This is a genomic window from Vibrio hangzhouensis (assembly GCF_900107935.1).
GTDB classification, from domain to species: Bacteria; Pseudomonadota; Gammaproteobacteria; order Enterobacterales; family Vibrionaceae; genus Vibrio; species Vibrio hangzhouensis.
This window is the reverse complement of sequence record NZ_FNVG01000003.1, coordinates 234,447-254,376: the sequence shown is the minus strand read 5'-3', so window position 1 is coordinate 254,376 and position 19,930 is coordinate 234,447. Positions and strand designations below refer to the sequence as shown.

The following is a 19,930-nucleotide window of genomic DNA, read 5'->3' as shown; positions in this document are numbered from 1 at the left end:
CACAGTCTCTATGTTTAAACTCTGGATGATTATAACGAGTTCCGCGATGAACCTCCACGTTAAACACATCACGAATAACAGAAAATGTCAGCTTTATTGAACTATAAAAGAGAAGGCCAAGGCTCACCCATCGTCCTTATCCATGGTCTGTTTGGAGACCTGAACAATCTGGGTGTACTGGCTCGAGATTTAAAACAAGACTTCGATGTCATCAGTATCGACCTGCGTAACCACGGTCGTTCTTTCCATAGTCGTGAGCATGACTACCGTTTGATGGCTCAGGATGTAATTCAATTACTTGAATATTTGGATATTTCCTCTCCAACCGTCATTGGTCACTCTATGGGGGGCAAAGTAGCCATGAAAATGTGTGACTTTGACTATCCAATCAACAAACTGGTGGTAATGGACATGTCACCAGTGGCATACCAGACTCGTCGCCACGATAATGTGTTCGCTGGCCTGGAAGCAGTAACGGCAGGAAAGCCGACGACTCGTGCAGAAGCCATGACCCTTTTGAGTCGCCACATCGACCTCGAAGGCGTACGACAGTTTCTGGGAAAATCCCTCTACAACAACGGGCAATATCTGCAGTGGCGCTTCAATGTCGATAGTCTGAGTGATAACTACCTGGCTATTATCGATTGGCAACCTATCAATAAAACCAGCATTCCAGTCCTGTTTATCAAAGGGGGAGACTCAGATTACCTTACTGCCGAGCACCAGCCACTGATTCAGGCTCAGTTCTCTCGCGCTAAGGCACACGTCATTGCCAATACGGGTCATTGGCTTCATGCTGAAAAACCCACTGAAGTATTGAGAGCCATACGTAAATTTATTTAAATTTGACTTCAAACTGAGCCTCAATCTGAAGCACGGATTAACTTTATTGAACAACAGTGGTATAGTTCCGCGCAAGCATATTGGCATAAAGGAATACCATGCTTTACGACTACATAAACAAACTGGAATCCATCGGTTTAGATTTACTGTTTGCTGCGATTTTCTTTTTGATCGGCATGGCAATCAAAGATGTTCTTAAACAAGGTAATGTTCCTGTTTTTGGTCGACGTATTGTATGGCTTGTGCTGTTCTTAGGTTGTGCTGGTTTTGTTGCGAAAGGCATCATTCAGCTAAGCTGGGAAGGCTCAGGGCTCGGTTAATCAACGCGATTCCTTAACCCAAAACAGACAATGAAAAGGTACTGAATCTATGGCAAGTGTAGGTCTATTCTTTGGTAGCGATACGGGTAATACAGAAGCTATTGCAAAGATGATCCAAAAACAATTGGGTAAACAGCTCGTTCACGTTCAAGACATTGCTAAGAGCAGCAAAGAAGATATCGATAACTTCGATCTACTGCTTCTGGGTATCCCTACCTGGTATTACGGTGAGGCACAGGCTGACTGGGATGACTTTTTCCCAGAGCTTGAAGGCATCGACTTCTCGACCAAGCTGGTTGCAATCTTTGGCTGTGGTGATCAGGAAGACTACGCGGAATACTTCTGTGACGCTATGGGTACAGTACGTGACATCGTAGAAGGTAAAGGTGGCACTATCATCGGTTACACGTCTACGGAAGGTTACGAATTCGAAGCGTCAAAAGCCCTGGTTGAAGGCGATGATTCACTATTTGTTGGTCTGTGCATCGACGAAGACCGTCAGCCAGAACTGACTGACGAGCGTGTTTCTAACTGGACCAAACAGCTTTATGAAGAAATGTGCCTGGCGGAGTTGGAAGACTAAGAGCCTGGCAAGACATTTGAGAAGCCTCCGATAATCGGAGGCTTTTTTTATGGTCACAACTACACCTGAACCGAGGGAGCCTCATTTCCAATTTCCTCACGGTATTTGGGCTTCTTACGGATATAAAGCTTACGCTGAATAGTCGCCACCACATCTCCGTCTTTGTTATGAATATGGGTGATAAATTCAGGAAAACACTTCTCTCCGCTCGCCGTACTGCGCAAAATCTGTTCTAGCATACCCTGACTGATAACAAATTCAGCCCTCAGATCGGAAAAACCCGGCTTGATGAAATCGATGCTTGCCTCTTTATCCCAGACATAGTACTGCTCGCGCAAGATCCCCATGAGCATCAGCGAATAGATAGGATCAGTCATGGCAAATATGCTGCCTCCAAACTGTGAGCGATTGGCGTTCTTATTCCACCATTTGAGCTTCAGACGAACCTTTACTGAGCGGAAGTCATCACTGATCTCGGTAATCCGTATACCCGCCCCCCAAAACGGAGGCCATATGTTCAGCGCAAATTTTACGTATTTTGGTTTATATATCCTGGCTAATCGTTTATCCATAAATCACTACCCACATCAAATGTAAACAAATTGTAACTGGTCAGATGTGTTTGTAAAGTGACATAGTTCCACTTCTATGTTAATACTTAGTAACCCTTTGAAGTTCGTGGTTTATTGTTACGCTGTAGTACCCTATAATAAATGGATTACAGAAATCTGTTTATTGCTGCAGATCATCACAGGAAAGTTTATGTCAGACAATAACAAGGCACTTAAGGACGCGGGACTTAAAGTCACGTTGCCAAGACTGAAAATTTTAGAAGTACTGCAGAAGCCAGAGTACCAACACATTAGCGCAGAAGACCTGTATAAAAAGCTTATCGATCTAGGCGAAGAAATTGGTCTTGCCACCGTTTATCGTGTATTAAACCAATTCGATGATGCTGGTATTGTTACCCGACACCACTTTGAAGGCGGTAAGTCAGTATTTGAATTATCGACTCAACACCACCATGACCACCTGGTTTGTCTGGACTGTGGCGAGGTGATTGAGTTTTCTGATGAAGTCATTGAAGCTCGCCAGAAAGAAATTGCGTCACGATACAATATCGAACTGACCAACCACAGCCTGTACCTGTACGGCAAGTGTATTGGCGGTGCATGTAAAGATAACCCTAAGGCTCACAAACCTCGTTAAGGGATGATCCCAGAATTGAAAAAACCAGCCATATGGCTGGTTTTTTTGTTTCTCCTCCGAACTTCTCCGGTTAAAGAAAGCAGGGAGGAATATGAAGCGAATTATTTCGCTTCAATCTTAGCCCAGGTATCGCGAAGACCTACTGTACGGTTGAAAACCAGAGTCTCGGCACTGGAGTCTTTTGAGTCAGCACAGAAATAACCCATACGCTCAAACTGATAACCCTGTTCTACAACGGCAGAAGCCAAACTCGGCTCAACATAACCCTTGTTAACAACCAATGATTCTGGGTTAATCGTCTCAGCAAAGTTATCCGCCGCCGCTGGGTTAGCGACCGTAAACAAACGGTCGTACAAACGGATCTCAGCAGGTAGGCCTTTATCCGCCGATACCCAGTGAATAACGCCTTTCACTTTACGGCCATCCGCCGGGTTTTTACCCAGAGTCTCTGCATCATAGCTACAGAAGATAGTGGTAATGTTACCCGCTTCATCTTTTTCAATACGCTCAGCTTTAATCACATAAGCACCACGTAGGCGCACTTCTTTGCCTAGCACCAGACGCTTGTACTTCTTGTTGGCTTCTTCGCGGAAGTCTTCACGCTCAATCCAAAGTTCACGAGTAAATGGTACCTCACGAGTGCCCATTTCCTCCTTGTTTGGATGGTTAGCAACCGTAAGAGTTTCACCGTCACCCTGGTAGTTTTCGATAACGATCTTAACCGGGTCAAGAACGGCCATTGCACGAGGTGCGTTCTCGTTGAGGTCATCACGTACACAAGACTCCAGAGAGCTAAACTCAATCATGTTTTCTTGCTTAGTGACACCAATACGCTTACAGAACTCACGAATCGATGCAGGAGTGAAGCCACGACGACGCAGACCCGAAATTGTTGGCATACGTGGATCGTCCCAGCCGTTGACCAGTTTTTCAGTCACCAACTGATTAAGCTTACGCTTAGACATCACCGTGTATTCCAGGTTGAGGCGGCTGAACTCGTACTGGCGTGGCTGACAATCGATAGTAATGTTGTCCAACACCCAGTCGTAAAGACGACGGTTATCCTGGAACTCTAGCGTACACAGCGAGTGCGTAATGCCCTCTAGCGCATCAGAAATACAGTGTGTGAAGTCATACATCGGGTAGATGCACCATTTATCACCCGTTTGGTGATGTTCGGCAAAACGTACACGATAAATAACTGGATCACGCATAACCATGAACGAAGAGCTCATGTCAATCTTAGCGCGCAGACACGCCGTTCCCTCTTCGAAGCCACCATCACGCATTTTTTCAAATAGTGCCAGGTTCTCTTCAACCGGACGATCGCGGTATGGGCTTGGTTTTCCTGGTTGAGTCAGGGTTCCACGGTACTCACGAATCTGCTCTGGACTTAGCTCTTCAACATACGCTAAGCCTTTGTTAATTAATTCAACCGCATACTCGTAAAGCTTATCGAAATAGTTTGATGAGTAACAAACCTCACCCGACCATTCAAAGCCCAACCAGCTTACATCATTCTTAATCGACTCAACGTATTCTACGTCTTCTTTCTCAGGGTTAGTGTCATCAAAACGAAGATTACACTGTCCCTGGTAGTCCTGAGCAATACCGAAGTTCAAACAAATAGATTTCGCGTGACCGATGTGCAGGTAACCGTTTGGTTCCGGCGGAAAACGAGTATGCACGCTAGTATGCTTGCCATCCGCTAAATCTTTGTCGATGATTTGGCGAATAAAGTTCGATGGACGAGCCTCAGCTTCACTCATCTATAACACCTCTATGTTTTAAGTATTGTCAGATATATAAACGCTAATGATCCACAATTCTTTGCGAAACCTCAACAAGATCTCGCATTTTCCAGTGATTATTTTCACCCAAGGTCGTCTATGGGGACAAAAATACTTGCGTCACACAAAAAAAAGCCTCTCATGCGAGAGGCTTTAGTATTGGAACCAATTGAATTAATTAGCTTATGGTAGCTTTACTTCTGATAGATCTTCACCAGCGCCGATAGACTTCATTTCACCAGCGATGATTTCAGCCAGAGGACCCAGAATAACCTGTAGGTTGTTCTCGCCAAGTTTAACCACACCCTTAGCACCTAGTTTCTTAAGTACAGCTTCATCAGCAACAGAGCGGTCTTTCAGAGTCAGACGTAGACGAGTGATACATGCGTCGATTGAAGTTAGGTTATCGTGACCACCCAGAGCTTTCAGATATTGACGCGCTAGGTCACCATTTTTGCCTTCGCCAGCCACTTCTACTGCCTCATCGTCATCTTCACGACCAGGCGATTTCAGGTTGAATGCGCGGATTGCGAAAGTAAAGGTGAAGAAGTACAGAGCACCGAAGCCCAGACCAATAAGTAGTAGCATGAATGGTTTAGTTGCTAGACCCCAGTTCAGTACGAAGTCGATAAGACCTGCAGAGAAACCGAAACCGTGTAGCGTGCCGAACATGTTTGCAACCACTAGAGCCAGACCTGTGAACACTGCATGCAATGCGTATAGCGCAGGAGCAAGGAATACAAACATGAATTCTAGAGGCTCAGTAATACCAGTTAGGAATGAACAGAACGCTACTGAGAATAGAGCACCACCAACTTGGCTGCGTTTTTCAGCAGGCGCTGCCAGGTACATAGCCAGAGCTGCACCAGGTAGACCAAACATCATCACAGGGAAGAAGCCATTCATGAATCCACCAGCGCTCTTATCGCCGCCGAAGAAGCGGTGTAGGTCGCCTGTTTTCACAGTTTCAGTCACTTCTTTCACTGTTGCAGTGATTTCTGGGTTTACAGAGTTAGCAAATTCAAATGTATGAGCCTGACCAACAACTAGAGTATTAGCAAGAGCAGGGTCAACACATAGCTGTTGTAGTGCAGGTAGCGCCTGACCAGCAGCTTGAGCGCCAGTCACTAGTACTTCTTGACATGTACCCATGCCGAACCAGAAGTAAGAGTTAAGAACGTGGTGTAGACCTACAGGGATAAGCGCGCGGTTAAGCGTACCGTATACAAACTGGCCTACTGCGCCAGAAGTCGATACCGCGTGAGCAAGTGCATCCAGGCCGCCTTGGATTGAAGGCCAAACCACACCAGAGATCGCACCGGCAACAAGAGCAAACAGGCCCGCCATGATAGGTACAAGGCGTTTACCCGCGAAGAACGCTAGCCATTCTGGTAGGCGAGTCGCATGGAATGCGTTGTAAGAGTGACCTGCGATAATACCTGCGAAGATACCACCGAAGAATGACATGTTAACGTCAGCATTGATGGTTGTCGCGGTTGCAGTTAGAACGAAGTAAGCAACTGCACCAGCAAGACCTGCCGCGCCGTTACCGTCTTTAGATAGGCCAATCGCAATACCCAGACCAAAAAGAAGAGGTAGTTGACCGAAAATTGCTCCACCAGCTTGCGCCATAAATGGAATGTCTAAAAGGTCGCCTTGACCCAAACGTAGTAGAAGCGCCGCAATCGGAAGCGTTGCGATAGGTAGCATTAACGCCTTACCTAGCTTCTGTGCATATCCTAGCATATTCACCTTAAGTTCCCCCTATAGGATTGGAATTTTGTTGGGCGACTTATTTTAGCCGCTCAATTTAGTCATATTCAGTTTATGAAATTAATTTTGCTCCGCAAATTAAAACCTCATCATTTGTGATCCCAATCACCAGTTTTTGCCAAAATACAGGCTTTTTGCTAGCGAGATCATAAAACTTATTTTATCATACGAAAAAATAGCAAAACCTGAGTAGGATTTTGCCAAAGAGAGTTGCACAAAGAAGCGATTATTTTGCGATTGGAACCAAGATTTTCAATCAATAAATCACACAAAAAACGATAATAACTCTCTTTTAATCATTAAGTTACTTTGATTTTTCTATCTATTTATAGCTTGCTAATTATAAAATTCGTCTCATTGTTAAGCGCCAGAAACTAAGTCATCCTGGCCTCTTCTGAGCCAGAACAATGAGGTAAAGAGAATACAACACAAGGATTCGCTAACTATGTATGCATTAACCAACTGCAAGATCTTCACTGGTAGTGACGTTCTTAACAATCACGCGGTAGTGATTAACGGTGACCAGATTGAAGCGCTAGTTCCTATCTCTGAGCTTTCAGATACCATCGAACGCATTGATCTGGATGGTGCTAACCTAAGCCCTGGTTTTATAGATCTGCAGCTCAATGGCTGTGGTGGTGTGATGTTTAACGATGAAATCACCGCCGAAACCATTCACACAATGCACAGAGCGAACCTGAAGTCAGGTTGCACCAGTTTCCTACCAACCTTAATCACTTCATCCGATGAAAACATGCGCCAGGCGATCAGCGCAGCTCGTGACTACCACAATCAGCATCAAAACCACTCGTTAGGGTTGCATCTTGAGGGCCCGTATTTAAACGTCGCAAAAAAAGGCATTCACAGCCCGGACTTTATTCGTCAATCTGACGCGGCGATGATCGATCTTATCTGCGAAAACCGCGATCTCGTCGCAAAAGTGACTTTAGCTCCGGAACAAAATGCCCCAGAGCATATCGAAAAACTTCGTAAAGCGGGTATTGTAGTCTCTATAGGCCATACGAATGCCACCTATGAGGAGGCGCGCAAAGGGTTTGAATCTGGTATCACTTTCGCCACTCACCTTTTCAACGCAATGACACCCATGACGGGTCGAGAGCCTGGTGTTGTTGGCGCTATTTATGATACTCCAGATGTTTATGCCGGCATTATTGCTGACGGCTTCCACGTTGACTATGCGAATATTCGCATCGCTCATAAAGTGAAAGGTGAAAAACTGGTATTAGTGACGGACGCCACAGCTCCGGCGGGTGCTGACATGGAATACTTTATTTTTGTCGGCAAGAAAGTATATTACAAGGATGGTAAGTGTGTAGATGAGAACGGCACACTGGGCGGTAGCGCACTTACTATGATTGAGGCGGTTCAAAATACAGTTGAACACGCTGGTATTGCTTTGGACGAAGCTCTACGAATGGCGACTCTTTACCCAGCGAAAGCTATGGGTATCGAAGACAAGCTAGGACGCATCAAGAAAGGCATGATCGCTAACTTGACCGTATTCGATAGAGATTATAATGTCCAAGGCACAATTGTTAACGGACAATACGAGCAAAATTAAGCATGAATGGCGGACAAATAGGTAACGTAGATCTAGTAAAACAACTAAACAGTGCGGCGGTTTACCGCTTGATAGACCAACAAGGTCCTATTTCCCGCATTCAAGTTGCTGATGTCAGTCAGCTGGCGCCTGCGAGCGTTACCAAAATTACCCGCCAATTGCTTGAGCGCGGCCTCATCAAAGAGGTCGCACAACAAGCCTCGACAGGGGGACGCAGAGCCATCTCCCTGACTACTGCAGTCGAACCCTTCCACTCTGTCGCCGTCCGCCTGGGCCGAGATTATGTGCAGTTCTCGCTGTACGATCTTGGGGGGCGAGAAATGGCATTTGCTCATAAAGAGTTTTACTACACTGACCAAAACGAACTCAGTGAAGGGTTAGTGTTCTCTTTACGTGAATTCCTTAAAGAGCACAGCCCTAAAATCGACCAGCTGATTGCGATCGGTATTACGCTTCCTGGTTTGGTTAACCCAACAACCGGTGTCGTCGAATACATGCCGAACACGGATATTGATAAGTTAGAGCTGGCTGATCTCATTCGCTCTCAGTTTAAAGTCGAGTGTTTTGTCGGTAATGACATCCGTGGGCTGGCGCTGGCCGAGCACTACTTTGGTGCCAGTCGCGACTGTCAGGACTCGATTCTGGTCAGTGTTCACCGAGGAACGGGAGCAGGCATCATTGTTAATGGTCAGGTGTTCCTGGGTCACAATCGTAACGTAGGTGAGATTGGTCACATCCAGATTGATCCGTTAGGTGAACAATGCCAGTGCGGTAATTTTGGTTGCCTTGAAACAGTCGCGGCAAATCCTGCCATCGTGAAACGCGTTCGCAAGCTGATTGATCAGGGCTATGAATCCACACTTGCCCTAAAAGAGCACATCACTATCGAAGACGTCTGTTCGCATGCACTCAATGGCGACGAACTGGCAAAGCAGAGCCTTGTGCGCGTCGGTAATCAGTTGGGTAAAGCGATAGCCATCACCATCAACCTGTTTAACCCTCAGAAGGTGATCATCGCCGGTGACATAACCATGGCGAAAGACATTGTCTTCCCAGCTATTCGTCGCAACGTAGAAAATCAATCGCTGACCACATTCCATACCGAGTTACCGATCGTAGCCTCAGAAATTGACAAGCAGCCCACCATGGGTGCGTTCGCTATGATCAAGCGTGCCATGCTAAATGGGGTTTTGTTACAAAAACTGCTTGAAGATTGAGAAATTGTGTTGAAATAACAAGCACGCTGCTAACATAATTTAGTAGAATATGTGACCACACTTCGGTGTGGTCTTTTTGTCTTCAACATAATAAAAAAGCATTATGGAACTGATTCTTATAACCGTCGCCTTCATTGCGGGTTTCCTCGCACTCAAATGTCAACTCCCCCCGTTGGTCGGGTTTCTGCTGGCAGGCTTCCTGCTGCATCACTTTGGCTTTCAGTCGAGCGACACTATCACAACCCTCGCCGATTTAGGGGTGACACTCCTGCTGTTCACTATTGGCCTGAAGCTCGATGTTAAAACCCTGCTCTCCAAAGAAATCTGGGCAGGCGCGACCATACACAATCTTCTTTCTACTCTTGTGTTCGCGGTACTGCTACTTGGCCTTAAACTCCTCGGCGTCTCCAGCTTAGCGACTCTTGATATTAACCAGTTGGTGCTGTTGGGCTTTGCCTTATCCTTCTCCAGTACTGTTTTCGCTGTCAAAACACTGCAAGAAAAAGGTGAAATGAACGCAACCTACGGCACCTTAGCCATCGGTATTCTGGTTATGCAGGACATCTTTGCCGTGATTTTCCTGACCGCATCGACCGGGAAAGTGCCTGAATGGTATGCCATTGCCCTGTTTGCACTGCCTTTGCTGCGACCGATCTTCTTTAAATTGCTCAACAAAGCAGGACACGGAGAAATGCTGGTTCTCAGTGGTATCTTCTTCGCACTGGTCATGGGAGCAGGGTTATTTGAGCTGGTAGGGATGAAGCCTGATCTGGGTGCACTGATCTTAGGTATGCTACTCGCTTCGCACCCCAAAGCATCGGAACTGTCCAAATCACTTTTTAATCTGAAAGAACTCTTCCTGGTCTGTTTTTTCCTCAACATTGGCCTGGCCGCGGAGCCAACGCTTCAGGGTGCAATACTTGGTGTATTACTGTTGCTATTGCTACCGCTTAAAGGTGCTCTCTACTTCGTCGTCATCAACGGCTTCAAGTTCCGGGTACGGACTTGTCTATTGACCACCTTAACGCTGTTTAACTTCAGTGAATTTGGTCTCATCGTTGGTGGGTTGGCTTATAAACTAGGTTGGATTTCAGGCGATATTCTGGTGGCTTTGGCAATATCGGTTTCGTTGTCTTTCATAATTTCGGCGCCGCTCAATCGTGTTGGTCATAACATTTACCTGCGTTCCGGCAAATGGCTGAAGGAACAAGCTGCAGAGAAAATCAATACTCGCGATCAGTTCATTAACCCTGGTGAAGCCCAAGTCCTAATTCTGGGCATGGGACGCATCGGCACGGGTGCCTACGATGAACTTTATCAGCGCTATGGCAAAGTCAGTCTGGGTGTTGAAGTCCGCGAGGAAGCCGCCAAACAACACCGAGCCGAAGGACGAAACGTAATTGCTGGCGATGCAACCGACCCGGATTTCTGGGAACGAATTCTCGATACTGCGCATGTTAAATTAGTCCTTCTGGCTATGCCGCACCATCAGGGTAACCAAACTGCACTCGACCTGCTGCAAAAGAAACAGTTTCAGGGACAAATCGCTGCGATTGCCGCTTACTCCGATCAGGTCGAAGAACTGGAACAGCTGGGTGTCGATGCCGCCTTTAATATCTACAATGAGGCTGGCAGCGGTTTTGCTCGTCATGTTTGTGAGCAACTGACACCCAATCTCAAGTAAGTCTGGTTCATCTGGCCCCACAAAACAGCCGACAGAGTCGGCTGTTTCACTATTGAAATGGCCATTAACTCAGCACTATTTAGATTTCATTCACCAAAACATAGATAACATTAAATAATTTTTAATCAAACATCACTTTTATCATCTTTTTCATTCATCACGGTTGCTTTTTTTTGAGCAGATGGCAAATTGAACTCATCAGCGTTAAATTTCATCTAAAAGGAAGTTGTATGTGTTCAGTATTTGGCATTTTAGACATAAAAAGTGATGCAGCCACGCTACGTCCAGTAGCATTGGAAATGTCTAAAAAGCTTCGTCATCGTGGTCCAGACTGGTCTGGTATCTATGCTTCAGATAAAGCCATTCTTGCCCATGAGCGTTTGGCTATCGTTGGTCTAAACAGTGGTGCACAGCCTCTGTACAGTCAGGACAAAAAACACATCCTTGCGGTCAATGGTGAAATCTACAACCACAAAGAGATCCGCGCTCGCTACGAAGGCAAATACGAGTTCCAAACCGACTCAGACTGCGAAGTGATTCTGGCACTTTACCAGGACATGGGCGCAGACCTTCTGGAAGAGCTAAATGGTATCTTTGCATTTGTCCTTTATGATGAAGAGAAAGATGAGTACCTGATTGGTCGTGACCACATTGGTATCATCCCGCTTTATCAAGGTTATGATGAGCATGGCAACTACTACGTTGCATCAGAAATGAAAGCATTGGTACCCGTATGTAAGACCATCAGTGAGTTCCCTCCAGGCTGCTACTACGGTTCAGGTGATGCGGAGCCTCAACGTTACTACATTCGTGACTGGAACGAATACGCGGCGGTTCAGGGCAACTCCACCAGCAAGGAAGAGTTGACCGAAGCACTAGAAGCAGCAGTCAAACGTCAGCTTATGACCGACGTGCCATACGGTGTGTTGTTATCTGGCGGCCTGGATTCTTCGATCACTTCAGCAGTGGCAAAACGCTTTGCTGCAATGCGCATCGAAGATGACGAAAAGTCTGCAGCATGGTGGCCTCAGCTTCACTCATTTGCCGTTGGCCTTGAAGGCGCGCCAGATCTGAAGGCCGCTCGAGAGGTAGCAGAGCAAATTGGTACCGTACACCATGAAATGACCTACACCATTCAGGAAGGTCTGGATGCAATCCGTGACGTTATCTATCACATTGAAACCTACGATGTGACGACCATTCGCGCATCAACACCCATGTTCCTGATGGGTCGTAAGATCAAAGCGATGGGTATCAAGATGGTACTGTCGGGCGAAGGTGCGGATGAAATCTTTGGTGGTTACCTCTATTTCCACAAAGCACCAAACGCAAAAGAGTTCCACGAGGAAACCGTTCGCAAGTTGCTAGCGCTAAACATGTTTGACTGTGCTCGTGCCAACAAATCTTTGGCGGCGTGGGGTGTGGAAGGTCGTGTACCGTTTCTTGACAAAGAGTTTATCGACGTCGCAATGCGCCTGAACCCTGAAGACAAGATGTGTGGTAACGGTAAGATGGAAAAACACATTCTACGTGAGTGTTTTGAGCACTACTTGCCTGAATCCATTGCCTGGCGCCAGAAAGAGCAGTTCTCTGACGGTGTAGGCTACAGCTGGATTGATACACTTAAAGAAGTCGCTGAAGCGAAGATCACCGATCAGCAGATGGAAACGGCAGCATTCCGTTTCCCGTATAACACACCGACCACTAAAGAAGGTTATGCCTATCGCGAAATCTTCGAAGAGCTATTCCCTCTGGAGTCTGCAGCGAAATGTGTACCTGGTGGCCCTTCTGTTGCGTGTTCTTCGGCGAAAGCCATTGAATGGGACGAGTCATTCCAAAATTGTGTTGACCCGTCTGGTCGAGCAGTTCAGACCGTTCACAACGATTCATACTAATGGATCGCTGAGCAAAAAAACCAGCCTAATACGGCTGGTTTTTTTATGGTTGACGCAATACCGCTGACAATTAGCCGGGATGCCCGTCAACTCTTGGCGTGATCAACATCTTGCCGAAGTGATAGACGTACATGGTAAACGCAAACGCCCAAAGGCCTGCACTGATATCGATCATCAAAAACATATGCTGAGGCCACATAGCAACCCCTACGCTGCGGATAACCGCAGCAGAAACCACAGCGATAAACGCCAGGGTCATGTTAGGCCCCTGATAAATCGCTCTCCCCGTGTGCCCCATGGTGACTCGACTGATCATCGCAAGAATCACCCCACCTAAGGCGCCGACAGCAAACAAATGCAACATCGCGTGTGACGCAAACGCATCGGTCAGTAGTCCGCGATACAGCAGACTCAGAGGCAAACATAAGTAAGTCAGCATCAGTGACCAGACAAGCGGTTCAGACAAGGTCAGCCAAGGCTTCCATCGAATCCAGCGAATCAATTGGAAAGTGCCTGCAAGCAACATTAACGGCTTACCTAACGCCGCAAAAGAAAGCGGGAAGAAGCTCAACACAAACAGTGCCATCAATGGAACCGTGGCGAGCCACTCCAGCCAAACAACAGGCTGAGGCTTTTCGTACTGAAAACGGCGGGCGGAGAAAAAGGGGATCACCCGTCCTCCCATAATTGAAATCAACAAGGTGAACCACCAAATCATCGCCTGCCAGACGGCACTTGAGCTAAATGGTGGCATACCTTTAATGGCGGCATAACTGGCAAAGTTAGCAAAAATCGCCAGTAAGAACAGCGGGACAAAAAACAAGTTACGCCACCCTTTTGCCTGGTAAACCCTAAAGCCGACTTCGTAGGCGGCTAGCAAAATAAACAGCGACTCAATGCTGGACGTTAACCAAAGCGGTGCCGGGGTCCAGAACAAGACTCTGGGTAGCAGCCACAATACAACTAAAAGCAATAAGCGATAGTGCTTGGTACCATTGACACCTGTCCATGTCTGCACTGCAGTGAGTACAAAGCCGACAACAATGGCCATGGCAAAACCGAAAATCATTTCGTGAGCATGCCACCACAACGCAGGCACTTGCAAGATTTCCGGCTGACCTTTTTGGAACATCACAACCCATGCTACGACTGCAATGATGGCATAGACACTTCCAACTAAGAAAAAAGGCCGAAATCCTAGCCGGAGCCAGGCTGGGATCTTCTCTTCAACCTTTTTATCAGTAATATTTAGCATAACAACTCACTTATACGACAAGTTTTTTGGTACTTTGACTACTGAAAGCACAAATCATACCAAAAAAACAAATCCCTATATATCAACACATAAAGTCACAAAACAACAGCTTAAAGGTCATATTGACATAGTGAAAATAAGAGTCAATATGACATGGTTAGGTTGTTTTTCAGATCGATGTTTTTGATCTTGTTTATATACGTAAGCTCAACAAGTTAGTACTCTATCACACAAATAATTGTGGTTGATGAAATAGAGAAAAGACAATGAAAATTGTTGCGGTCACCGCTTGTCCTACTGGCATTGCTCACACCTATATGGCTGCTGAGGCAATACGTAAAGCTGCCCAAAAAGACAACATCGGCATAAAAGTGGAAACTCAGGGTGCGATGGGCATTGAAAATCAACTGAGTACTCAAGATATCGCGGGGGCGGATTTGGTGTTGATTGCCTCAGATATAGAGATAGAGCATCGTGCACGGTTTACCGGCAATAAAATCCACTGCGTGACGATAGAAGAAGTACTCACGGATGTGGAGTCCGTTATTGAACGCTGCACAACTCTGGTAAGGGGTTAATTCGTGATTGAACGCAGGATCACCTTCGTACTGCCTGAAGACGGCTTTTCTGGCTGGAAAATCAATCGGTTAAAAACACTCGGTGCCCTATTTCGCTCGGTTGTGATTCTCCGTAACCTCACCGGTTGGCAGAGTGCCAATATCGAACATCCATTAAAGGTGATGTCATTGGCCGGCAAACAAGATGATTTATGTCAGCTGCATATTGAAGGTTTCGATGCAGAACTCGCCTGTATGGTACTAATGGACTTTGTCGCTGAGCATTTTATGCTGGTCAATACTGCGCACCGCTCTAACAAGCGGGCCAACCTGTCACTGCTCAAAGGGCTAAGTACGTTTCAATTGCCTTTTGCTCTTCATTACCAGTTTGCCCAAATGCAAGCCCGCGATAAGGCTGATGTTCTGACCAAGATTGCCCAGCTCACCTGCCCTCAATACAGCATTGAGATTGAGCAAGGGCTATTGACGCGTGAAGCCTGTTCGTCCACCGCTACCGGTCAACTCATCGCCTTACCACACTTACTCTCTGACTCGGTAGAAACGGCATCTATGACCGTGATAAAACTGCCCGAACCCATTGACTGGCAGGCACCAAAGTTAGGGCCTGTCTCGCTAATCATCGCCTTGATCTTACCGTCTCCACCCGAGCGTTCACTTCTGCTTAGTTTTACTCACCTGACTAAATCATTACTTGATGAAGAGTTTTGCCGACTGCTCACCTCCAGTCGTGAACCTGAAGCCCTGAAAGCCATATTGATTCACCAGTTGGTTAAAGGTCAAAGAACACAACCTTCATAACGTCTGCCGGTATTCACTCGGGGTTTGTCCGGTTCGCGTCTTAAAAACCCGGAAAAAGTAATTTACATCCTGATAGCCACAGCGCGTTGCCACCTCCTGCAACTTGAAATCATACTTTTTCAACATAAATTTCGCTCGGTCCATACGTACCCAGGTGATGTAATCTGCCAGAGTCATATGACCTTGCTGACGAAACAATCGCGACAAGTGGTTGGGGCTGATGTGGAAGCGACGAGCAATACTGCTTCGGGTAATGGTTCGATGGAAATTTTCCTGAATATAAATACAAATCCCCTGATACAAATCCCCACTGCGAAGGTTTTCTGATGGCTCTGACACCATCGACTGACTGTAGGAGAGCAGCGCCAGCAACAAGTGTTCATCCATCGGCGACTTTTTCGGTTCTCTGGCAATTGCATTCAACGCTTCTAAGATATGGTCAATGGCATGGCCGGTTCTGGTCTGCACACTGTGTTTCTGGATATCATAAAAACCCTGCTCTCCCTCGCGCTTACTGACCAGGCTGAATCCCAGTTGACGCTTACCAAACAGCAAACTGAGCACAGAGCAATCTCCCTGCCAATTGGGTTTATTCCAGCAGTTTGGTGGGATATACAGCGCATCTCCGGATAGCACCTTGATCATTGAAATCCCCTGCTCAGGATCTTCCAGCTCATTTTCATATTCACCACTTATCACCAATTCTAACCGCGGGAAATTAACCTGATAGCTAAATGGTGGGGGTGTGAGTTGATCGGAAGCAAACCAGATCCGATTAAAATGCTCTCTTTCTGCAATAAGAGTTTCGATCAGGTTGTGAAACATCGCGGTATATTCTCCAGTGAAGACAGGAAGCTGAGCCAATTTTCGTGACTAAAGTCATGCTATTCACCACTTCAATCATGGTTACAAAGCTCTAGCTAATTCTATCATAATGATAATTTACCTAATATCACAACCAAAAAATAAATAGATAAATAATTGTTTTAATTGAAAATAAAGAAAAAACTTAACTCAACCACTATTTAAAGGGAAGCTTGAGCCAGCTCACACAAAAATACGATAGTTACAATAATCCAGTAAAAGCCTTTTTGGTGCACTAAAAATTCTTGCCAATCAAACTCATAATTACCCTATCGAATGACTACATCGCTTCTCTGTTCAACCAGCATAGTCTATGAGTTGGATCCGAACCGTCGATAATGAGAAACCCTGTAGTCACCCACACCCTTAAATGGTAATAGGACAATCATAATGATTACGGATCTCATTAATGAAAAACTGATCTGCCTGAATCTGAAGGCAACTAACAAGGACGATGTCTTCGCCGAACTGGCAGACCTGCTCCACAGACAAGGAAAGCTCAGTGATAAATCACAGTTCCTGGCCGATATATACGCCCGCGAAGAAATCGGTAATACCGGCTTTGAAGATGGCGTTGCCTTGCCACATGCCAAGAGTAAAGCGGTGGCTTCCCCTGCTGTAGCCATTGGTGTCAGTAAAACCGGCATTGACTATGGCGCTGAAGACGGACAACCATCCAAACTGTTCTTTATGATCGCGTCTCCGGATGGCGGCTCCGATCATCATATCGAAGTGCTCGCGGAACTCTCTTCAAAGCTGATCGAAGAAGGGTTTATTGAACGCTTTCTCAACGCAACAACCGAACCACAGGCTCTGGAGTTACTGCTAGCTAAACCGGAAACACCTGCGGACCTGCCAGAAGCCAATAAAGGCTTCCTCATTGGTGTAACAGGTTGTCCTGCCGGCGTCGCGCACACCTACTTAGCCGCAGAAGCACTGGAAAAAGGGGCCGCAGAACTGGGCTATCAGATCAAAGTGGAAACTAACGGCTCCATTGGTGTGAAAAATGCGCCAAGTGCAGACGAAATTGCCAAAGCAGACGCCATTATTGTGGCCTGTGATAAGCAAGTCGATATGTACCGTTTCGCGGGCAAAAAGGTAATTGAGACGGGTGTGAAAGCACCAATCAGTGACGCGAAAGGCCTAATCGAAAAAGCACTCCATGCGCCAGCATTTGTTGCCGACCCCAATGCCAAAAAAGCCGAGGACAAGTCCTCTACACGCTCTGATCTCTATCGCTACCTGATGAATGGTGTGTCGCACATGATTCCATTTGTGGTGACAGGCGGTCTGCTTATTGCGCTGGCACTGGCTATTGGCGGTCAACCCACCGAAGCAGGTATGGCGATTCCTGAAGGCAGTATGTGGCAAAAAGTCCTTGATGTCGGCGTCGTTGCTTTTACCCTGATGATTCCGATTCTGGCAGGTTACATTGCTTATGCCATTGCTGACCGTCCAGGTCTCGCTCCTGGTCTGATTGGTGGCTGGATTGCCAACAACGGCTCTTTCTACGGAGCAGAAGCTGGGACAGGTTTCATTGGTGCCATCGTTGCGGGCCTACTGGTTGGTTACTTTGTTAAGTGGGTAACCACTCGGAACTATCACAAATTTATTCAGCCCCTTGTGCCAATCATGATCGCACCTATCACGGGCTCCCTGTTTATTTCCGCTCTGTTTATTTTTGTTATCGGCGCACCAATCGCGAGTCTGATGGACAGCCTGAATGCCATGTTGATCAGTATGAGTACGGGCAGTGTGATTCTGCTGGGCATTGTTCTTGGTGGCATGGCAGGCTTCGATATGGGAGGGCCATTCAACAAGGTCGCGTTCCTGTTCTCTGTCGGTATGATCGCCAGCGGCCAAACTCAATTCATGGGTGCCATGGCATGTGCGATTCCTGTAGCACCGCTAGGTATGGGACTGGCAACCGTATTGGGTCGCAAGTTCAACCTATTTGAAGAATCAGAGCTGGAAGCAGGTAAAGCTGCAGGCGCCATGGGTCTGGTGGGCATCTCAGAAGGTGCCATTCCATTCGCAGCCCAAGACCCCATGTCCGTTATTCCTGCGAACGTTGTTGGTTCAATGGTAGCAGCGGTCATGGCCTTCTCATTCGGTATTACCAATAGCGTCGCTCACGGCGGTCCGGTCGTCGCGTTGCTGGGTGCAATGAACAAACCACTGCTTGCACTTGTTTGTATGGCAGCAGGTACGGTAGTCACTGCACTTGTCTGTATCAGCCTTAAGAAAATGCGTACAGCCAAAGTACAACTAGCAACCGCTTAAAAATGTACTCCTGAAGGTGCCCCCAGCCCCTCACCCTGAAGCCCCAAAATGGGGCTTTTTTTATTTGTGATGCTCGGTTCTTTCACGGAAAATGGAAAACGTTTACATAAGACCCAAAACCAGAACTAACATGGTGTTATACGTCACAGTTCACTCAATTTGGTGAAACTGCCATTGCCATATTTACACGATAGGAGTTTAATAAAACGATATCGAATGAGAGGTATCAAATGGCAACAATTAAAGACGTAGCAAAGGAAGCTGGCGTTTCTGTCGCAACGGTTTCTCGGGTGATCAATAAATCCCCAAAAGCAAGTGCGGCCTCGATAGAATCCGTCACCAGCGCAATGAAAAAACTGGGCTATCGCCCGAACGCCAATGCGCGCGCTTTGGTTAGCCAAAGCACCAACACCGTTGGCGTATTGGTCAGCGACGTCTCAGATCCTTTCTTTGGTACCATGGTGAAAGCGGTGGATAAGGTCGCCCATCAACATGGAAAACATATACTGGTTGGCAATGGCTACCACGACGCCGATGAAGAACGTAAAGCGATTGAGTTATTGATTAACAGTCGTTGTGACGCGCTAGTGATTCACTCCAAAGCCCTCTCCGACGAAGAACTGATTCAATACGCTGAAGAGGTTAAAGGACTGGTATACATCAACCGCGACATTCCTCAGTTGCCTGGCCGCTGTATCTCTCTGGACAACTATAAAGGGGCGTACATCGCCACAGAACACCTGATTCGCAACGGGCATACGAATATCGCTTGTGTTGCGTCATCTCACAACATTGAAGACGTTGATCAACGTCTTGAAGGGTATCGTGACGCGTTGAAGGCCAATGATATTAAACTATCGCCAAGTTACGTTGAGTACGGCACCCCTGACAGCGATGGTGGCGAGAAGGCCATGACCAACCTGTTAACCAAGTCCCTGCCAATTACGGCGGTGGTCGCCTATAACGACAATATGGCCGCAGGTTCTCTGTCAGTACTCGAGGAAAATCAGTACGCACTTCCGAGCCAAATGTCGATCATTGGTTTTGATGATGGCTTGATTGCAAAATATCTGCATCCAAAGCTGACCACCATCCGCTATCCAATCCAGATGATGGCTGAGAAAGCGGCTCAAATCGCCTTGTCACTCTCGAAAGATGAAGCCGTCGAAACCGAACCTATGGTCTATTCGCCCACATTGGTCCAACGCGCCTCGGTGGCACGTCAGCAGTAGCGACACTGCCCCCCTTATCTCAGG

Annotated in this window: 17 protein-coding genes; 12 read left to right on the top strand and 5 right to left on the bottom strand. The window is 46.8% G+C overall.

Translation table 11 applies throughout. The features are described 5' to 3' along the window. Nucleotides 1-84 precede the first annotated feature (84 nt). From C4S60_RS04755 to fldA, 3 genes are all read left to right on the top strand, one after another. A complete protein-coding gene (locus C4S60_RS04755) occupies nucleotides 85-843 on the top strand; it encodes an alpha/beta fold hydrolase (RefSeq protein WP_103879186.1) in 759 nt (252 codons plus the stop codon). Nucleotides 844-941: 98 nt separating this feature from the next. After that, the gene (locus C4S60_RS04750) at nucleotides 942-1,163 is read left to right on the top strand and encodes a DUF2788 domain-containing protein (RefSeq protein WP_103879185.1); all 222 of its coding nucleotides are present in this window, start codon (nucleotides 942-944) and stop codon (nucleotides 1,161-1,163) included. A gap of 49 nt (nucleotides 1,164-1,212) precedes the next feature. Next, nucleotides 1,213-1,746, top strand: coding sequence for a flavodoxin FldA (fldA, locus tag C4S60_RS04745; RefSeq protein ID WP_103879184.1), 534 nt, complete (start codon nucleotides 1,213-1,215; stop codon nucleotides 1,744-1,746). Between the two features lie 59 nt (nucleotides 1,747-1,805). Here the strand turns inward: fldA and C4S60_RS04740 are convergent, their stop codons facing one another. Beyond that, on the bottom strand, nucleotides 1,806-2,318 hold the full coding sequence (locus C4S60_RS04740; RefSeq protein ID WP_103879183.1) for a DUF4442 domain-containing protein: 513 nt from the start codon (nucleotides 2,316-2,318) through the stop codon (nucleotides 1,806-1,808). A 190-nt stretch (nucleotides 2,319-2,508) separates the two neighbouring features. Here C4S60_RS04740 and fcrX point away from each other — a divergent pair, with 190 nt between their 5' ends. Next, complete coding sequence (gene fcrX, locus C4S60_RS04735) at nucleotides 2,509-2,955, top strand: ferric iron uptake transcriptional regulator FcrX (protein ID WP_103879182.1); 447 nt, start codon at nucleotides 2,509-2,511, stop codon at nucleotides 2,953-2,955. Between the two features lie 101 nt (nucleotides 2,956-3,056). Here the strand turns inward: fcrX and glnS are convergent, their stop codons facing one another. Further along, nucleotides 3,057-4,724 (bottom strand): glutamine--tRNA ligase, encoded by a 1,668-nt coding sequence (gene glnS / locus C4S60_RS04730; RefSeq protein ID WP_103879181.1) that lies wholly within the window; start codon nucleotides 4,722-4,724, stop codon nucleotides 3,057-3,059. 204 nt (nucleotides 4,725-4,928) lie between these two features. Continuing rightward, on the bottom strand, nucleotides 4,929-6,497 hold the full coding sequence (gene nagE / locus C4S60_RS04725) for an N-acetylglucosamine-specific PTS transporter subunit IIBC (RefSeq protein ID WP_103879180.1): 1,569 nt from the start codon (nucleotides 6,495-6,497) through the stop codon (nucleotides 4,929-4,931). Nucleotides 6,498-6,963: 466 nt separating this feature from the next. On the opposite strand from nagE, the gene nagA reads away from it, so the two are divergent. From nagA to asnB, 4 genes are all read left to right on the top strand, one after another. Then, entirely contained in the window at nucleotides 6,964-8,100 is a 1,137-nt protein-coding gene (nagA, locus tag C4S60_RS04720; protein WP_103879179.1) for an N-acetylglucosamine-6-phosphate deacetylase, read from the top strand. Nucleotides 8,101-8,102: 2 nt separating this feature from the next. Further along, nucleotides 8,103-9,317: a DNA-binding transcriptional regulator NagC gene (gene nagC / locus C4S60_RS04715; protein ID WP_103879178.1), complete on the top strand. Its 1,215-nt coding sequence runs from the start codon at nucleotides 8,103-8,105 to the stop codon at nucleotides 9,315-9,317. A gap of 103 nt (nucleotides 9,318-9,420) precedes the next feature. After that, entirely contained in the window at nucleotides 9,421-11,001 is a 1,581-nt protein-coding gene (locus C4S60_RS04710; protein WP_103879177.1) for a cation:proton antiporter family protein, read from the top strand. 230 nt (nucleotides 11,002-11,231) lie between these two features. Next, nucleotides 11,232-12,896: an asparagine synthase B gene (gene asnB / locus C4S60_RS04705; protein ID WP_103879176.1), complete on the top strand. Its 1,665-nt coding sequence runs from the start codon at nucleotides 11,232-11,234 to the stop codon at nucleotides 12,894-12,896. A 70-nt stretch (nucleotides 12,897-12,966) separates the two neighbouring features. Here the strand turns inward: asnB and C4S60_RS04700 are convergent, their stop codons facing one another. Next, nucleotides 12,967-14,151, bottom strand: a complete 1,185-nt coding sequence (locus tag C4S60_RS04700; protein WP_103879175.1) for an NnrS family protein — start codon at nucleotides 14,149-14,151, stop codon at nucleotides 12,967-12,969. A 266-nt stretch (nucleotides 14,152-14,417) separates the two neighbouring features. Between C4S60_RS04700 and C4S60_RS04695 the strand changes: the two genes are divergently transcribed. Together C4S60_RS04695 and C4S60_RS04690 are read left to right on the top strand one after the other, a co-directional pair. Beyond that, the gene (locus tag C4S60_RS04695) at nucleotides 14,418-14,729 is read left to right on the top strand and encodes a PTS fructose transporter subunit IIB (RefSeq protein ID WP_103879174.1); all 312 of its coding nucleotides are present in this window, start codon (nucleotides 14,418-14,420) and stop codon (nucleotides 14,727-14,729) included. A 3-nt stretch (nucleotides 14,730-14,732) separates the two neighbouring features. Beyond that, nucleotides 14,733-15,527, top strand: coding sequence for a PTS sugar transporter subunit IIA (locus C4S60_RS04690; RefSeq protein WP_103879173.1), 795 nt, complete (start codon nucleotides 14,733-14,735; stop codon nucleotides 15,525-15,527). Here the strand turns inward: C4S60_RS04690 and C4S60_RS04685 are convergent. Next, nucleotides 15,522-16,352: a helix-turn-helix transcriptional regulator gene (locus tag C4S60_RS04685; protein WP_103879172.1), complete on the bottom strand. Its 831-nt coding sequence runs from the start codon at nucleotides 16,350-16,352 to the stop codon at nucleotides 15,522-15,524. The genes C4S60_RS04690 and C4S60_RS04685 overlap by 6 nt on opposite strands. Before the next feature lie 429 nt (nucleotides 16,353-16,781). On the opposite strand from C4S60_RS04685, the gene C4S60_RS04680 reads away from it, so the two are divergent. Both C4S60_RS04680 and C4S60_RS04675 read left to right on the top strand, forming a co-directional pair. Beyond that, entirely contained in the window at nucleotides 16,782-18,674 is a 1,893-nt protein-coding gene (locus C4S60_RS04680; protein WP_103879171.1) for a PTS fructose transporter subunit IIABC, read from the top strand. A 230-nt stretch (nucleotides 18,675-18,904) separates the two neighbouring features. Then, nucleotides 18,905-19,906 carry a substrate-binding domain-containing protein gene (locus C4S60_RS04675; protein ID WP_103879170.1) on the top strand — a complete coding sequence of 334 codons (1,002 nt, stop codon included), beginning with the start codon at nucleotides 18,905-18,907 and terminating at the stop codon, nucleotides 19,904-19,906. Nucleotides 19,907-19,930 lie beyond the last annotated feature (24 nt).

Excerpts from the sequence above, each read along its gene's own strand:
- fldA (WP_103879184.1), top strand. The coding sequence starts at position 1,213 with ATGGCAAGTGTAGGTCTATTCTTTGGTAGCGATACGGGTAATACAGAA.
- asnB (WP_103879176.1), top strand. The coding sequence starts at position 11,232 with ATGTGTTCAGTATTTGGCATTTTAGACATAAAAAGTGATGCAGCCACG.
- nagA (WP_103879179.1), top strand. The coding sequence starts at position 6,964 with ATGTATGCATTAACCAACTGCAAGATCTTCACTGGTAGTGACGTTCTT.
- nagC (WP_103879178.1), top strand. The coding sequence starts at position 8,103 with ATGAATGGCGGACAAATAGGTAACGTAGATCTAGTAAAACAACTAAAC.
- C4S60_RS04755 (WP_103879186.1), top strand. The coding sequence starts at position 85 with ATGTCAGCTTTATTGAACTATAAAAGAGAAGGCCAAGGCTCACCCATC.
- C4S60_RS04750 (WP_103879185.1), top strand. The coding sequence starts at position 942 with ATGCTTTACGACTACATAAACAAACTGGAATCCATCGGTTTAGATTTA.
- fcrX (WP_103879182.1), top strand. The coding sequence starts at position 2,509 with ATGTCAGACAATAACAAGGCACTTAAGGACGCGGGACTTAAAGTCACG.
- C4S60_RS04685 (WP_103879172.1), bottom strand. The coding sequence starts at position 16,352 with ATGTTTCACAACCTGATCGAAACTCTTATTGCAGAAAGAGAGCATTTT.
- C4S60_RS04740 (WP_103879183.1), bottom strand. The coding sequence starts at position 2,318 with ATGGATAAACGATTAGCCAGGATATATAAACCAAAATACGTAAAATTT.
- glnS (WP_103879181.1), bottom strand. The coding sequence starts at position 4,724 with ATGAGTGAAGCTGAGGCTCGTCCATCGAACTTTATTCGCCAAATCATC.
- C4S60_RS04695 (WP_103879174.1), top strand. The coding sequence starts at position 14,418 with ATGAAAATTGTTGCGGTCACCGCTTGTCCTACTGGCATTGCTCACACC.
- C4S60_RS04700 (WP_103879175.1), bottom strand. The coding sequence starts at position 14,151 with ATGCTAAATATTACTGATAAAAAGGTTGAAGAGAAGATCCCAGCCTGG.
- C4S60_RS04675 (WP_103879170.1), top strand. The coding sequence starts at position 18,905 with ATGGCAACAATTAAAGACGTAGCAAAGGAAGCTGGCGTTTCTGTCGCA.
- C4S60_RS04680 (WP_103879171.1), top strand. The coding sequence starts at position 16,782 with ATGATTACGGATCTCATTAATGAAAAACTGATCTGCCTGAATCTGAAG.
- C4S60_RS04710 (WP_103879177.1), top strand. The coding sequence starts at position 9,421 with ATGGAACTGATTCTTATAACCGTCGCCTTCATTGCGGGTTTCCTCGCA.